Origin of the sequence: Serratia sp. JSRIV006 (genome assembly GCF_019968685.1) — a bacterium.
GTDB lineage: Bacteria > Pseudomonadota > Gammaproteobacteria > Enterobacterales > Enterobacteriaceae > Chania > Chania fonticola_B.
Window position 1 is genome coordinate 2,652,954 of sequence record NZ_CP074137.1, and the last position, 14,631, is coordinate 2,667,584.

A 14,631-nucleotide genomic window follows, 5' to 3' on the forward strand; every position below is an offset into this window, starting at 1 on the left:
CGCGTTGAACATAGTCATAAAGAAGAGGCCAACATGTTTACCGGTATCGTACAAGGCACCGCCCCGCTGGTTGCCATTGATGAAAAACCCAACTTCCGTACCCACGTTGTTGAAATGCCTGATGAGCTGTTACCAGGGCTGGAGTTGGGGGCCTCGGTAGCCCACAACGGCTGCTGTCTGACCGTCACGGAGATTGCAGGCAATCGCGTCAGCTTTGATTTGATCAAAGAGACTCTGCGGTTGACCAATCTTGGCGATCTTAAACTGGGTGATGTGGTCAATCTGGAAAGAGCCGCCAAGTTTAACGATGAAATCGGCGGACACCTGATGTCCGGGCATATTATCTGTACGGCGGAAGTCACCAAGATTTATACCTCGGAAAATAATCGTCAGATCTGGCTGCGTATGCCGAATATCGATTTGATGAAATATGTGCTGCATAAAGGGTTCATCGGCATCGATGGCATCAGCCTGACCATAGGCGAGGTGGTCAATAACCGTTTCTGTGTGCATTTGATCCCGGAAACCCTTGAGCGCACCACGCTGGGTAAAAAGCGCCTGGGCGATAAGGTCAATATCGAAATCGATCCGCAAACTCAAGCGGTGGTGGATACCGTCGAGCGTGTGCTAGCTAATCGTGAGGCTGCGTTAGCTGTCACCAAGCCGTCTGTACCCAAAGTCTGATAACCCTGCACCAATAACCACACATAGGAGCCAAACGTGAAGTTTTACGGGAAAACGATGATGCTAGCGGCGCTGTTGGCGCTGACCGCCTGTTCAAGCTCCCCGGAACAGGCGAACTCACAGTCTGCCGAGGCCGAAGATGATACCTGTGGTGCATCGCAGTATCAGAATTATGTGGGTAAACCGCTGTCTGCGTTGGACGGGGTCAATATTCCCCAGCAGGTACGGACTATTCCTTATAACTCTATGGTAACCATGGACTTCAATCTAAAACGCTTGAACTTCCTGGGTGACAGTGAAGACAAAATCATTCGCGTTTATTGCGGTTAATAACCCTTTACCCCAACCCTGTGGGTTGGGGTAAAGGATTTTAGCGGGGAACTCGCAGGCCGCCTTCAACGCCTTTAGGGCTGAATACCACCTGCCAAAGTTGAATATCGCGAGCGCGAAACGCTCCTGCGCAGGCATTAAGGTAATAACTGAACATCCTTTCAAAACGTTCGGAATAGCGCGAAGCCAGCTGTGGCCAGCTCTGTTTGAAACGTTCATACCAGGCCATCAGGGTGCGATCGTAATCTGCGCCGATATTATGCCAATCTTCCATGACGAAACGGCCTTCGCTGGCCTGGGCAATATGTTTCACCGACGGCAGGCAACCGTTGGGGAAGATATATTTATTGATCCACGGATCAACGTTCATATCGGTCTCGTTGGAACCAATGGTATGCAACAGGAAAATGCCATCGGGTTTTAAATTACGTTCCACCACCTCGAAATAGGTTCGGTAGTTTTTCGGCCCAACGTGTTCGAACATGCCGACCGAGACGATGCGGTCAAACTGCTGGTAGAGATCGCGGTAATCCTGCAGCAGAATTTCCACGTCCAGCCCGGCACAGCGCTCTTGCGCCATTTTCTGCTGTTCGGCGGAGATGGTGACGCCCACCATGGAAACGCCGTAGTGCTTGGCCGCATAAGCAGACAGACCGCCCCAGCCACAGCCGATATCCAATACCCGCATACCGGGCTGCAGGTGCAGTTTTTCGCAAATCAACCGTAACTTGGCCTCTTGTGCTTCTTCCAACGTCGTGGCCTGTTGCCAATAGCCGCAGGAATATTGCATATAGGGATCCAGCATCTGGGTAAACAAATCGTTACCCAGGTCGTAATGCTCTTTGCCAACAATCCAGGCACGTTTTTGGGATTGCAGGTTGGTCAGGCGGGCGGCGGCAATACGCAAGATATCCTTCAGGTGGTGGGGCAGTTTCTTTTCCAGGCCAGCTGCGACAACCCGCTGAAAAAATATGTCTAGCCGTTCGCACTCCCACCAACCGTCCATATAGCTTTCGCCCAGCCCCAGAGAGCCGTCTTGCAGTACGCGTTTAAAGAAATTGGGATTATTGATCTGAATATCGAAAGGGCGTGAACCATTGATTTCAATGCCGGCCATGCTAAGCATTTCATGAGCGATACGATACCAATGGTTGTCCTGGATGCTCAGATCTTCTATACACGATGAACTCATAGCTTCTCCATCACCTTCTTCTGACTTATGATCCTGCAGAATTTAGCGTAGACAATTTCTACAGGGACATACGTATACCTACGGTAAAAATTCACCGTGGTGTCTGAAATCCGACTTGAACAGAGGAAATTTAAGAGACTCCCTGCGTCAAAGGACGCGGGTAAATGCAACCTTAAATAAAGTGTGATGCCATCCACGTACGCAGCAGTTGCTGCAATAAGAACTTAGTATAACTGTTATTCTAAAAGGTCGTTTTTGAGTATAGGCTTGCCGAGGCGTAGACTCAACTGCAAATCGCGCTCGGCAAGAATTTTCATTAAGTGACTATTTACAGAGACAATTATGACACGGAGTCGGCACGCTTCTGCTGTGTCATCTGAGTTTCATCCGTTCCTTTCCCACGCTGGATCAGATAGCCCAAGGCTGCTAAAAATACGGTAGCCACCATTACGGTAGCCGTGGCTAACAGCGGTTGGGCGATAAATGCCGAAACCAACAGGCTGGCGATAAAACATAATCCCAACTGTAGCGTGTTTTGCAGCGCAGCGGCTTTGCCACTGTTGTTGGGGAAGGGCATCAACGCATTGGCCACTAGAATAGGATAGCTGGCACCGTTTACTAACGCCATAAAGCAGAACGGGATCAGCAGAGTGGTCAACGTTGGCTCACTTAGCGTGGCGATCAGATACAACGCCACCATGCTGACACCGTAAGCTAACAGCAACCACGGCAGCAAGGTTTTGCCAGAGATGCGATTTAAGGCGCTACGGCAGCTATAACCCCCTAATAAGAAAGCCAGCGTTTGCGGCACATAGCTCAGGCCAATATCGTTGGGGCTATACCCCATATCGCCGAGGATAAAGGGTGAACCCGTCAGCCAGGCGAAGAAGCCAGCAGAACAGGCAGCAAAAACCATCACGTTGCCGCTGAACACCGGGGATTTCAAGATCTGCATAAAGCCAAGGCTCGGCTTTTTATCGGCGGAAGGTACCAGTCTGCTCCGGTCTTTCAGCAGCAAGGTGGGGATCAGCAGCAGGGCGGTGATCCCCAGCAGCACGGCGAAAATGGCCCGCCATCCCATATGGTTGAGCAACCAGGCACCCAGCAGTGGGGCCAGCGCCGGAGAGAGGGCGACCAGCGGCATAATGGAGGCGAAAACACGGTTGGCTTTGCCATCGCGGTAGCGATCGACCACGATCGCCTGCCAGGTGACGGCGGCGGAACAGACACCAATGGCTTGAATGAAGCGCAGTGACCACAGCTGTGCCACGTTCTCGACCCAAAGCATACCGAGGCAGCCAACGGCGAACAGCGCCAGGCCAATCAATAACACGGGCTTACGGCCAATACGGTCGGACAGCGGCCCCCACAGCAACTGGGCGAAGGCAAAGCCCGCCAGGAAGATACTCAGGCTGGCGCTGATCGCCCCAGCGGAGATTTGCAGATCCTGCTGCATTGCCCCAAAGGCGGGCAGGTACATATCGGTAGCCAGATAGCCCAACATACTCAGGCCGGCCAGGTAGAACATAAATCCAAAATTTCGCATTGCTATTTCTCGTTAAAATTATGTTGTCGCAGGTTTTGAAGCGCCGGCAAGTGTATACGGCTGGATCTCTGCTTGTGAAACGGTAATATTTGCAAGGTGCTGTTAAAAAATTTGAAGGCAAACATATGTGGTCAGAATATTCACTCGATGTGGTAGATGCGGTAGCGCGGACCGGCAGTTTCAGCGCGGCGGCACAGGAGTTGCACCGCGTTCCTTCTGCTGTGAGCTATACGGTGCGTCAACTGGAGCAATGGCTGGCAGTGCCTTTGTTTGAACGCCGTCACCGCGATGTGGAACTCACGCCAGCGGGGGCGCTGTTTATTAAGGAGGCGCGAGTTGTTATCAAAAAAATGCTCGATACCCGACGGCAGTGTCAGCAGGTGGCCAACGGTTGGCGCGGGCAACTGCGGATTGCGGTCGATCTGATCGTCAAACCCCAGCGCAGCCGCCAGCTGGTGCTGGATTTTTATCGCCATTTCCCCGACGTGGAACTGATGGTACAGCCGGAAGTCTTCAACGGCGTGTGGGATGCGCTGGTCGATGGCCGCGCTGAGATGGCCATTGGTGCAACACGGGCGGTACCGGTAGGCGGCGGTTTTGCCTTTCGCGATATGGGCTTTATGAATTGGCTCTGCGTAGTCCATGCTAAACATCCGCTGGCCGCCTTGCAAGGAAAGCTGCGAGACGATCAGCTACGACCTTATCCCTCGTTGCTGTTGGAAGATACTTCGCGCAATTTACCCAAGCGGGTGACCTGGTCGTTGGACAACCAGCGGCGGTTGACCGTGCCGGACTGGGTTTCGGCGGTAGATTGTTTGCGTGCCGGGCTGTGTGTGGGCATGGTACCCGCGCATCGGGTATTGCCGTTGGTACAAAGTGGCGAACTGGTGGTATTACCACTGCATGAGCCTTTCCCGCCTAGCGCCTGCTGCTTGACCTGGCAGCAAAACGCCCAGTCTCCGGCCATGGCCTGGCTGTTGGACTATCTGGGCGACAGCGAAACGCTCAATCAGGAATGGCTCAGTGAAGAGGAGTCGGGTGCTTAATCGGGCGCAGTATTGCAGCGCCCCAACAGGAGTTAACGGCGGTAATCGACAAAAGGACCATCGGCGACTGAGCGGCGCTCGATGAGTTTTGGATGCACTTCAATCACCTGCGATTCTTCACGCTTGCTGATAATGCGATCCAACAGCATGGTAAAGGCCATCTCGCCCAGACGCTCTTTCGGCTGGTGAATGGTGGTCAGCGCCGGGGTGAAGTAGCGGGCATTACGCACGTTGTCGTAGCCAATCACCGAGATATCCTGCGGTACACGCAACCCCAGCTCATCGGCGGCGCAGATCGCCCCCATGGCCATAATATCGCCGCCACAGAAAACGGCGGTTGGACGATGCTTTTGCGACAGGATCTGATGCATGGCTTTGTAGCCAGATTCAGGCTCGAAATCCCCCTGCACGATCCATTCTTCGCGCACTTCGATGTTGGCTTCCTTCATGGCTTTCAGAAAGCCCTGGTGGCGACCTCCACCGGTATTACGCGCCAGTTGACCAGGAATGGCACCGATGTCACGGTGGCCACGTTCGATCAGGTAGCGGCCTGCCAGGTAGCCGCCCTCGAAGGCATTGTCGATAATGGTATCGGTGAAGTCTCCGCGCGCGGTACCCCAATCCATCACCACCATGGGAATGTTACGGTAATCTTCCAGCATGCCCAGTAGCTGATCTGGATATTCTGAGCACATCACCAGCAAGCCATCGACGCGTTTTTGCGCCAGCATTGCCAAATAGGCTTGCTGTTTATCCAGATTATTGTGCGAGTTACACAAGATCAGGGTATAGCCTTTGCTGTAGCAGCTGTTTTCCACCGCTTCGATCACTTCGGCAAAATAGGGGGCCTCGCTCGAGGTGGCGAGCAAACCGATCGATTTGGTGTGGTTGACCTTGAGGCTGCGGGCCACGGCGCTAGGTGAATAGTGAAGCTCTTTGATGGCGGCCCAAACGGCCGTTTTGGTATCTTCGGCGACGAAACGCGTTTTATTGATAACGTGCGAAACGGTAGTGGTAGAAACGCCAGCGCGTTTGGCCACATCTTTAATCGTTGCCATGTAAAAAATGACTCCTAAACCCACATGTTACAGCATGTAAGTATGATGTTAATCGTTTGCCTGCGTAGATCCTTCCCCAGATAAGCGAAAACTGAGTTTTTAGTGCTGAAGTCGTAAATCGCTTGAACAGGGAGGGGCAGTTTATCGGTACGCAGTTGTGAACTGCGGATTTTGTCGCATATTGAAGAAAAGTGGAAGAGCTAATCGGTAATTATCAGCGGGGAAATCATAACAAGATTTTAATCACGAACTGTGGGAAAATGATTTGACGTATAAACTGTGTGGCTTATGCTCTGGAAAAGCCAATCTGAGAGGGAGTTGTATATGGATACCAATTTGAAGATGTCATTACTCACCACCGTGGGTGCTTTGGCAATGATTATTGCTTTCAGTTTTATTGCCGCATTGAACTGATCCGCAGCAGAAAAACAAAGGCGCAGCTTGATGCCGCGCCTTATTATTAGCTAGTTACCCGCCGTTAAGCCAGGTTTTCTGCCACGAATGCCCAGTTAACCAACGCCCAGAAGTTTTCCAGGTACTTTGGCCGCGCATTGCGGTAGTCGATATAGTAAGCATGCTCCCACACGTCAACGGTCAATAGCGGAACGTCTGCGCCGGTCAGCGGGGTTGCCGCATTTGAGGTGCTGACGATCGCCAGACTACCATCCGCTTTTTTCACCAGCCAGGTCCAGCCCGCGCCGAAGTTTTTCACGGCGGCATCGGTGAACTGCTCTTTAAAGGCGGCGAAGGAGCCGAATGACTTATTGATGGCCTCTGCCACTGCACCCGTTGGCTCGCCACCACCTTGCGGTGATAAGCAGTGCCAATAGAAGGTGTGGTTCCAGACCTGAGCGGCGTTGTTGAACACGCCGCCGGTGGAGGTCTTGACGATCTCGACCAGGGATTTGCCTTCGAACTCGCTACCTTTCACCAGATTGTTCAGGTTAACCACGTAGGTGTTATGGTGCTTGCCATAGTGGTATTCCAGCGTTTCTGCGGAAATGTGCGGTTCGAGAGCGTTTTTCTCATATGGTAATGCAGGTAATTCAAACGACATTGCTTTCTCCTTTTATAGACAATACGCCTCTCCGACGCTGCAGGCCTAAGGGGCCGAGGGCGGAAAAACGCAATTGCACCACTTTTGTTATGGTTATTAATCTTAACAACTTTCCGAGCGAAAAGAACATCCAAAGTGTGCCAAGTGACTGATTGTTTAAAGTTGCAGCGGGTGATAGAGAGCACGGCCGAGCAGTTAGCTCAGCCGTGAAAGGTTAACGGATGGTGGTAGGGGTCACTACGCGGCGGGCACCAATGTAATGGTTTTGCCAATAGTCGTTATCTAACTGACTGATGCGAATTTCTTCACCGGTACGCGGTGACTGGATGAACTTACCGTTACCAAGATAGACGCCAACGTGATCGGCGGTGCCACGGTTGTTGATGCGGAAGAACACCAGATCGCCTTTCTCAAGCTCATTACGCTTGATCGGCGCTGCATCACGCAGGTGGTACATTTCGTTGGCGGTACGCGGCATTTTGATTTTCACCACGTCTTTGTACGCGTAATAAATCAGCCCGCTGCAGTCGAAGCCTGTACCAGGTGAAGACCCACCCCAGCGGTAGGGCTTACCCATTTGCCCCATCAGCTTGGCCATGGCGGTCTGCTTGGCGTGCTGATAACGTTTTTTGTGAGCGGCGGAAAGTTTCAACGGCTTTTCGCGGCCAGCCAATTTTGCCGTAGCTTTGCCTTCTTCACGATGGCGACCATAACCTTTTTTATAGCCTTTTTTAGGCGGAGTTACTTTTAGCTTGGCCGTTTTGGTTGCCTGGCTTTTGGTTTTAACGCTGGTGGTTTTTTTTGCGGTCTTTATCGTTGCTGGTTTGGTTTTTAGCGTTTTCGGAGGGGTGGCTGCCTTCACTTTTTTATTGGCTTTCTCCGCTTTCTTTTTCTTGCGGTCGTCTGGCCGGGCTTCATTAACGTGACTCTTGCGCTGCTCGGCAGAAACACGTGCCTGTGGCGCAGCGTGCGCCAAATTGAAGAAGAGCTGCGTAAATAGCAGCACAAAAAGTGTAATAATTAACCGCATATCGACGTTACCAACCTTGGCTCCGAAACAGAAATCGAATGAGTCACAGTATTCCCGAAATTCACCCTATAAAACAGCGTGGATCTCATAAATACTAATCCATATTGTGAGAAAACGTTAATGGCATTTTTATTGTTGCAAAATCAAACGCCTGGCGCCTAAAAAAGCGACAGAGATCATGTGGTTGGCTTATTGTTCGCCGGCATTGGGCAGGGCAAAGATAATAGTGAAACGTCCCGATTAAAAATGTTATTCTGGGGCCATGTTTTAACCGGTTCGGTGTGTCCGCCGCTTTTGCTAAGGCAATCAGAGAATGTCCCTGCAAAAGATGGCGTTTTCTTGGCACCGGTCCTGCCGCTACAATAGCCAGTGTGATGCATGTTGTAGCCATGATGTGGCTTGAGGAAGCAATAATGACGACGATTGAAAAAATTCAGCAGCAAATTTCTGCCAACCCGATCCTGCTGTATATGAAAGGCTCACCGAAATTGCCAAGCTGCGGTTTCTCTGCTCAGGCCGTGCAGGCGCTTTCAGCCTGTGGTGAACGTTTTGCCTATGTTGATATTCTGCAAAACCCGGACATCCGCGCTGAGCTGCCAAAGTACGCCAACTGGCCAACCTTCCCGCAGCTGTGGGTCGATGGTGAACTGGTTGGCGGCTGCGATATCATCATCGAGATGTACCAGCGTGGTGAACTGCAGCCGTTGATCAAAGAAACGGCCGAAAAGTATAAAGATCAGGAAGACCAGCAGCCTTAATGGCGCAGGGTTTTACCCAATAAAATCGGGCGGCACCTTTAACAGTGCCGCCCGATTTTTTATGTCTGTCAGTTTGCCAGCAAGCTATTGCGATTCAACGTTGGCAATCGGCCAGCCACCGAGACGTTTCCAGCGGTTGACCAGTTCACAGAACAGTTGGGCGGTTTGCTGGGTATCATACAGGGCTGAGTGTGCCTGGCTGCTATCAAACGGCATACCGGCGGCGATACAGGCTTTGGCCAGCACCGTCTGCCCTAATACCAGCCCACTAAGCGCAGCGGTATCAAAGGTGGCAAACGGGTGGAACGGGTTGCGTTTCAGGCTGGCGCGCTCGGCGGCGGCCATCAGGAAACTGTGATCAAAGTTGGCATTATGCGCCACGATGATCGCCCGGTTACAGCCCTGATCCTTAATGCCTTTACGCACGGCTTTGAAAATCGCATGCAGCGCATCATATTCACTCACTGCACCACGCAGTGGGTTATGTGGATCGATACCGTTGAAGGCCAGCGCTTCCGGTTGCAGGTTCGCCCCTTCAAACGGTTCTACGTGAAAATGCAGCGTTTCATCTTGCTGTAACCAACCATTTTCATCCATTTTCAGCGTGACGGCGGCAATCTCTAGCAGCGCATCGGTCTGAGCATGAAACCCGGCGGTTTCCACATCAATAACAACGGGATAAAACCCACGGAAACGGCCACTCAGGGCGTTAAGATCACTTTTTTCGGCCATCAGTTTCTTATCTTTAGCGAATTCAGCGCGCATTATGACAAATTTCTTGTCTTGGTGCAGCGGAGATAGAAAGCAGGGCGCATGGCGCGCCCTGGAGAAACCTCAGTTACCGAGGCCGTGACCTGCATGCTTGTTCTCGATCAGTTCGATCTTGTAGCCGTCTGGATCTTCGACGAAGGCAATCACGGTGGTACCGCCCTTGACTGGACCGGCTTCGCGTGTGACTTTGCCACCGGCCTGTCGGATGTTGTCGCAGGTGGCGGCTACATCATCGACGCCCAGAGCCAGATGACCAAAGGCGGAACCCATGTCGTAGCTGTCGACGCCCCAGTTATAGGTCAGTTCGATAACCGAGCCTTCGCTTTCATCGCTATAACCCACGAAGGCCAGCGAGTATTTGTACTCGGTGTTTTCGCTGGTACGCAGTAAGCGCATGCCTAATACCTTGGTATAGAAGTCGATGGAGCGTTGCAGATCGCCGACACGGAGCATGGTATGGAGTAAGCGCATAATTTCCTCTGATTGGATATGCCGCGGCTGACGGCAGGTGACTTGAACAGCGTCAGACAGTATAGCCTTGTCGCATAAGGCAATTCAACGCGTGCGGTTGGTGATAGGGTAGGTTACGTTGTCACAAACAAAAATAGCTGCGGATAATAGTGCAGCAGGCGGGAGCCATACAGAATGCCGACACGCCGTGGATCCTTCCATGGAGGCTCGTATCGCGCGTCGATGCGCTCAACGGTCGGCTAACCTGTATGACCCCACCTGTCAGAGGCTTAGTGTATTGCGGTATTTAGCGCCCCTGTTTAGCTGAGCGTTACAGTGTCGGATAATCGGTATAACCCTCGGCACCGCCGCCGTAGAAGAAATCGGCACGCTGCTCGTTGAGTGGAGCCTGCTGTTTAAAGCGTTCCACCAGATCTGGGTTGGCAATATAGCTGCGGCCAAAGGCGACGGCATCAATAAAGCCTTGGGCGATCAGCTCTTCCGCTTTCTCCGCCGTATAGGCACCCGCGCCAATAATCACGCCTTGGAAGTGCGCTCTTACTGCATCGCGGAACGCGGTTGAGTAAGGCTTGCCACCGGCCCAATCCGGCTCGGAAATATGCAGGTAGGCGATACCGCGCTTGTTCAGCTCTTCGATCAGATACAGCGCCGCTTCTTCCTGATCTTCGCCGTTGTCCAGGCCATTGAACGGGCCCAACGGTGAGATACGGATACCAACGCGATCGGCTCCGATTTCAGCAATGCTCGCATCGACCACTTCCAGCGTCAGACGGGTACGGTTTTCAATGCTGCCACCGTATTGGTCAGTACGTTGGTTGGACGCCGGAGACATAAACTGGTGCAGCAGGTAACCGTGCGCGGCATGCAATTCAATATAGTCAAAACCGGCTTCACGCGAGTTGGCCGCAGCCTGGCGGAAATCGTTGACGATCCCCGGGATTTCGTTGGTTTCCAAAGCACGTGGGGTAGAGGTTGGCACACGGACCCAGGCACCGGTTTCATCACGCACCGTGGTGCGGGTTTCGGCATTGATCGCTGAAGGTGCGACGGGAGCCTGCTGGCCCGGCTGCAAGCTTGAGTGGGAGATGCGGCCTACGTGCCAAAGTTGCACAGCGATATGACCCTGTTTGTCATGTACCGCCTGGGTGATTTTTTTCCACGCGGCGATTTGTTCTGGGGTATGCAGACCGGGAGCTCCGGCATAACCTTTCGCCTGGAAAGAAATCTGGGTGGCCTCGGTGATCAGCAGGCCAGCGCTGGCACGCTGAGCATAATATTCCGCCATCAACGGCGTAGGGATGTCACCTGGCTCGATGCTGCGCAGACGAGTCAGCGGGGCCATGAACACTCGATTGGGTAAGGTGGTGTGGCCAACTTTGAGCGGAGAGAACAATTTTTCAATCTTCATAGTGCATCCTATAGTATTAGACCAGTCGACTAGTGATGATAAACAATATCGCTACAATGTCTTTCGGGTAAAAAAAGGGAGTTTATGGCTGCGCTGGGCGCAACAGCAATTCGATACTTTCCAGCGCACAGGTCAGTGGGGCGACAGAGTGGCGGATTTTAGCCCGCAACGATGCGCCCAACCACAGCGAATACAGCGTTTCCGCCGTGGCCGCCGGGCTCATAGTGATAGCAAGTGAACCTTCACGGATACCACGTTCGATAGCGTCTTGCAGATGACCAATCACGCGGCTGGTGCCAGCTTCCAACGCATGGCGCATAGGTTCAGAAAGATCGCTGACCTCTGCGGAGAGTTTCACTGCCAGGCAAGCGTTATGGCACTCACTGCGGCAGTGGAAGCTGATGGCCTGGGCATAATAACTTAATAACTGATTACGCGCGTCGCTGCGAGAGTCGGCAAAAAGCGCCTGCATTTGAGCGTCGTAATGGGCAAAATAGCGTTGCAACATCGCTTCGCCGAAGGCTTCCTTCGAGCGAAAATAGTGATAGAACGACCCTTTGGGCACGCCAGCTGTAGCGAGCAACTCACTGAGGCCCATGCCGGTAAAACCAAGGCGTAGGCTGAGCGTTTCGCCGGTAGCGAGCAGATGTTCTCGGGTATCCCCGTTGCAATTCGTCTGTTTTGTCATAATGAAAATGAGAATAATAGACCGATTGGTCTAGGTCAAGTCGCAGATAAAAAAAACCGGGAAAAAAATCCCCGGCTCTGACGGTAAAAACGTCGACTAACTTACATTCTATCGAGTTGCTGCACAAGACCTCATGCCGGTGCGCAGCATGCTGCGTCAGTCTAGCTGCGGCAGCGCTGCAGAATATCCAGGTTGGGCTGATATTGCTGTGTCTGCACGTTCAACATGCCCAACAGGGTATGGAACAGATTATCCTGTGAAACCTTGTCGTTATCCGCCAAGGATTGCAGGCATTGGCGGTTAATGCCGAAATTGCGTTCATAATCGGCCGACATCCACATCAGGAAAGGCACGTGGGTCTGCTGAGAAGGCGCGAACATATAAGGCGTACCGTGCAGATACATGCCATTCTCCCCGAGCGATTCGCCGTGATCGGAAAGATAGACCATCGCCGTATTGAATTTGCCGCTGTATTGCTGCAACAGCTTGATGGTGCTGTCCAGCATGGCGTCGGTGTACAGTAGCGAATTGTCGTAGGTATTCACCAGTTGCTCGTGGGTACAGTCCTGGATCTGGTTGCTGTCACAGGTGGGTGAGAACTGGCGTAATTCGGGCGTACTGCGGCGGTAGTAGGCCGGGCCGTGGCTTCCCATCTGATGCAGTACGATCACACCGTCCCCTTTCAGGCCGTTGATATAATCGTCCAGTTTATGCAGCAGCACGTTATCCATGCAGACATCGCCGTCGCAATACTGTGAAAGCTTCAGCTTGGTCATGTCGATATGTGGGATGCGATCGCAGGCCCCCTTACAACCGCCGTCATTTTCGCGCCACAGCAGGTTCACTCCGGCATGAGCCATCACGTCCAGCATGCCTTCCTGGTGTGCGGCCAAGGTGGCGTCGTAGTCGCCGCGTGGCATGTTGGAGAACATGCAGGGCACGGAGATAGCCGTTTCGGTACCGCAGGAGCTGGCATTCTTGAAATAAACCACATGGTCCTGCTTCAAGCGGGGATTGGTCTCCCGTGAGTAACCACCTAGCGAAAAATTCTCTGCCCGCGCGGTTTCACCGACCACCAGTATCACCAGGGTTTTCTTGGTCTGGCTGCTAATGACTGGGCCTAAATGAGCATCTTCACCAATCTTGACCAGCGGCAGATTTTGGTGGAAATAGCGGTGTTGAGCGTACTTGATGGTGCCAGACACAAAATTGCTTGGGGTGAGCATTTTCACCACGCTTTTATTGTTGCGGATCAGCGAGGCGTAATCTTTATAGAATAACGCTGCAACCAACAGGATCACCACCACGGAAAGCATCACATTGGCCGCGCGCAGGCCAATCATGTACCACCAAGGGCGGGTTTTATTGATGCGGACAAAGCACACGAAAACGGCAGGCAAAATGCCCAGCAACAGCAGCCATAGCCCCATACGAGGGGTGAGCAATGCCGTCGCTTCCTGAGGGTTGGTCTCGAAGGCGTTCTGCATCATATTGCCATCAATCACCACGCCGTAGCTGAACATAAAATAGTTGGCCGCCGCGCTGCCGAGCAGTAACAGAATAACCAGGGGTTTACGCAGGAACGGAATGGTTAATACGCTGAAGATAATATTCAGGGCACAGAAAATAACCACTGGCATAGTCGCCGCAAAAATGACGCTATGTACGCTATCAAAGGTGATATATGACCAGGCCTGGTGAATAAATAGCAGATTCTGGAAAACCGTGAAGAATAGGGCGCAAGCCAGGATAAAACCCAAGCTGTTGCATTGTAATGATGGACGTAAGCGCATTGCCAAATCTGGATCCTGCCATGAGGTAATGCGCCGAAATTTATCAGATGAAACTTAAGATAACCTTAGACGTAGTGAGTGGCAGGACAGCGGCTGCAACGATTACAGCCGCTGGCGGACGATTAATAGGCAGCGGTAAACTGTGCCTTGATGAACTGCGGTTTTTCCACTTCGTCGATAATGGCAACCGCGAGGTCTTCTACCGAAATACTGGCCGGCGCGTCACCCTTCATCAACAATTGTGTCGTGCCCAAACGGAACTGACCGGTACGCTTGCCGGGTTCCAGCAACGCGGCAGGAGAAAGGTAGGTCCAATCCAACTGGGTTTCTTTTTTCAATGCATTACGTAAATCTCGTACCGCCTGGGCCCCTGGACGAATATTTTCCGGGAACTGCGGAGTATCAACCAGCTCAACTCCCGGAGCGACTTCCAGGCTACCGGCACCGCCAACGTACAGCAGGCGTTTAACCGCGGATTGTTTTACCGCCGCCAGGATTTGTTGGGCACCTTTAGCGGTTTTCTCATACAGGTCCGTTTCTGCCCAACCTGGGTTATAGGCGCTGATCACGACATCATGGCCAGCTAACTGTTGTGCCAGCCACGGGCCGTCGGCCACGTCACCCAGGGCGACGGTGAGATTGGCATTATCCGGCAGATCTTTTTTCTGACGGGCGATGGCGGTCACTTGCAGGCCGCGGGCCAAAGCTTCATCCACTACGCGGCGGCCAACAAAACCGGTTGCTCCAATAATGGCGACTTTCATGAGGTCTCTCCTGTGAAATATTTTTTAGCGGGTTG

General features: G+C 52.6%; 16 protein-coding genes. 5 read left to right on the forward strand and 11 right to left on the reverse strand.

Annotated features, from left to right (window positions below; translation table 11 throughout):
- The first annotated feature begins 33 nt into the window (after positions 1-33).
- Both KGP16_RS12300 and KGP16_RS12305 read left to right on the forward strand, forming a co-directional pair.
- Positions 34-684, forward strand: coding sequence for a riboflavin synthase (locus KGP16_RS12300; protein WP_037374801.1), 651 nt, complete (start codon positions 34-36; stop codon positions 682-684).
- 36 nt (positions 685-720) lie between these two features.
- A complete protein-coding gene (locus KGP16_RS12305) occupies positions 721-1,014 on the forward strand; it encodes an I78 family peptidase inhibitor (RefSeq protein WP_037374799.1) in 294 nt (97 codons plus the stop codon).
- Between the two features lie 40 nt (positions 1,015-1,054).
- On the opposite strand, the gene cfa is transcribed toward KGP16_RS12305, so the two are convergent.
- A complete protein-coding gene (cfa, locus tag KGP16_RS12310; protein ID WP_059200714.1) occupies positions 1,055-2,206 on the reverse strand; it encodes a cyclopropane fatty acyl phospholipid synthase in 1,152 nt (383 codons plus the stop codon).
- 340 nt (positions 2,207-2,546) lie between these two features.
- Complete coding sequence (gene punC / locus KGP16_RS12315; RefSeq protein WP_059200715.1) at positions 2,547-3,752, reverse strand: purine nucleoside transporter PunC; 1,206 nt, start codon at positions 3,750-3,752, stop codon at positions 2,547-2,549.
- 125 nt (positions 3,753-3,877) lie between these two features.
- Between punC and punR the strand changes: the two genes are divergently transcribed.
- Entirely contained in the window at positions 3,878-4,798 is a 921-nt protein-coding gene (gene punR / locus KGP16_RS12320) for a DNA-binding transcriptional activator PunR (protein WP_021804553.1), read from the forward strand.
- Between the two features lie 32 nt (positions 4,799-4,830).
- On the opposite strand, the gene purR is transcribed toward punR, so the two are convergent.
- Positions 4,831-5,856: an HTH-type transcriptional repressor PurR gene (gene purR / locus KGP16_RS12325; RefSeq protein ID WP_021804552.1), complete on the reverse strand. Its 1,026-nt coding sequence runs from the start codon at positions 5,854-5,856 to the stop codon at positions 4,831-4,833.
- Positions 5,857-6,180: 324 nt separating this feature from the next.
- Between purR and KGP16_RS12330 the strand changes: the two genes are divergently transcribed.
- Positions 6,181-6,270 carry a YnhF family membrane protein gene (locus KGP16_RS12330; RefSeq protein ID WP_158006235.1) on the forward strand — a complete coding sequence of 30 codons (90 nt, stop codon included), beginning with the start codon at positions 6,181-6,183 and terminating at the stop codon, positions 6,268-6,270.
- A 64-nt stretch (positions 6,271-6,334) separates the two neighbouring features.
- Here KGP16_RS12330 and sodB read toward each other — a convergent pair whose 3' ends face one another.
- Together sodB and KGP16_RS12340 are read right to left on the reverse strand one after the other, a co-directional pair.
- Complete coding sequence (gene sodB / locus KGP16_RS12335; RefSeq protein WP_021178097.1) at positions 6,335-6,913, reverse strand: superoxide dismutase [Fe]; 579 nt, start codon at positions 6,911-6,913, stop codon at positions 6,335-6,337.
- A 214-nt stretch (positions 6,914-7,127) separates the two neighbouring features.
- Complete coding sequence (locus KGP16_RS12340) at positions 7,128-7,943, reverse strand: C40 family peptidase (RefSeq protein ID WP_021804551.1); 816 nt, start codon at positions 7,941-7,943, stop codon at positions 7,128-7,130.
- Positions 7,944-8,353: 410 nt separating this feature from the next.
- Between KGP16_RS12340 and KGP16_RS12345 the strand changes: the two genes are divergently transcribed.
- A complete protein-coding gene (locus KGP16_RS12345; RefSeq protein WP_172413932.1) occupies positions 8,354-8,701 on the forward strand; it encodes a Grx4 family monothiol glutaredoxin in 348 nt (115 codons plus the stop codon).
- A gap of 84 nt (positions 8,702-8,785) precedes the next feature.
- On the opposite strand, the gene rnt is transcribed toward KGP16_RS12345, so the two are convergent.
- The 6 genes from rnt to KGP16_RS12375 form a co-directional block, all read right to left on the reverse strand.
- Positions 8,786-9,466 (reverse strand): ribonuclease T, encoded by a 681-nt coding sequence (gene rnt, locus KGP16_RS12350; RefSeq protein ID WP_021178094.1) that lies wholly within the window; start codon positions 9,464-9,466, stop codon positions 8,786-8,788.
- 69 nt (positions 9,467-9,535) lie between these two features.
- Positions 9,536-9,943 carry a lactoylglutathione lyase gene (gene gloA / locus KGP16_RS12355; protein ID WP_021178093.1) on the reverse strand — a complete coding sequence of 136 codons (408 nt, stop codon included), beginning with the start codon at positions 9,941-9,943 and terminating at the stop codon, positions 9,536-9,538.
- Between the two features lie 310 nt (positions 9,944-10,253).
- Positions 10,254-11,351: an alkene reductase gene (locus KGP16_RS12360; protein WP_021178092.1), complete on the reverse strand. Its 1,098-nt coding sequence runs from the start codon at positions 11,349-11,351 to the stop codon at positions 10,254-10,256.
- Between the two features lie 82 nt (positions 11,352-11,433).
- Positions 11,434-12,039, reverse strand: coding sequence for a TetR/AcrR family transcriptional regulator (locus KGP16_RS12365; protein ID WP_021804550.1), 606 nt, complete (start codon positions 12,037-12,039; stop codon positions 11,434-11,436).
- A gap of 161 nt (positions 12,040-12,200) precedes the next feature.
- Positions 12,201-13,832, reverse strand: coding sequence for a phosphoethanolamine transferase EptA (eptA, locus tag KGP16_RS12370; RefSeq protein ID WP_021804549.1), 1,632 nt, complete (start codon positions 13,830-13,832; stop codon positions 12,201-12,203).
- A gap of 122 nt (positions 13,833-13,954) precedes the next feature.
- On the reverse strand, positions 13,955-14,596 hold the full coding sequence (locus KGP16_RS12375; RefSeq protein WP_021178089.1) for an NAD(P)-dependent oxidoreductase: 642 nt from the start codon (positions 14,594-14,596) through the stop codon (positions 13,955-13,957).
- Between the last annotated feature and the right edge of the window lie 35 nt (positions 14,597-14,631).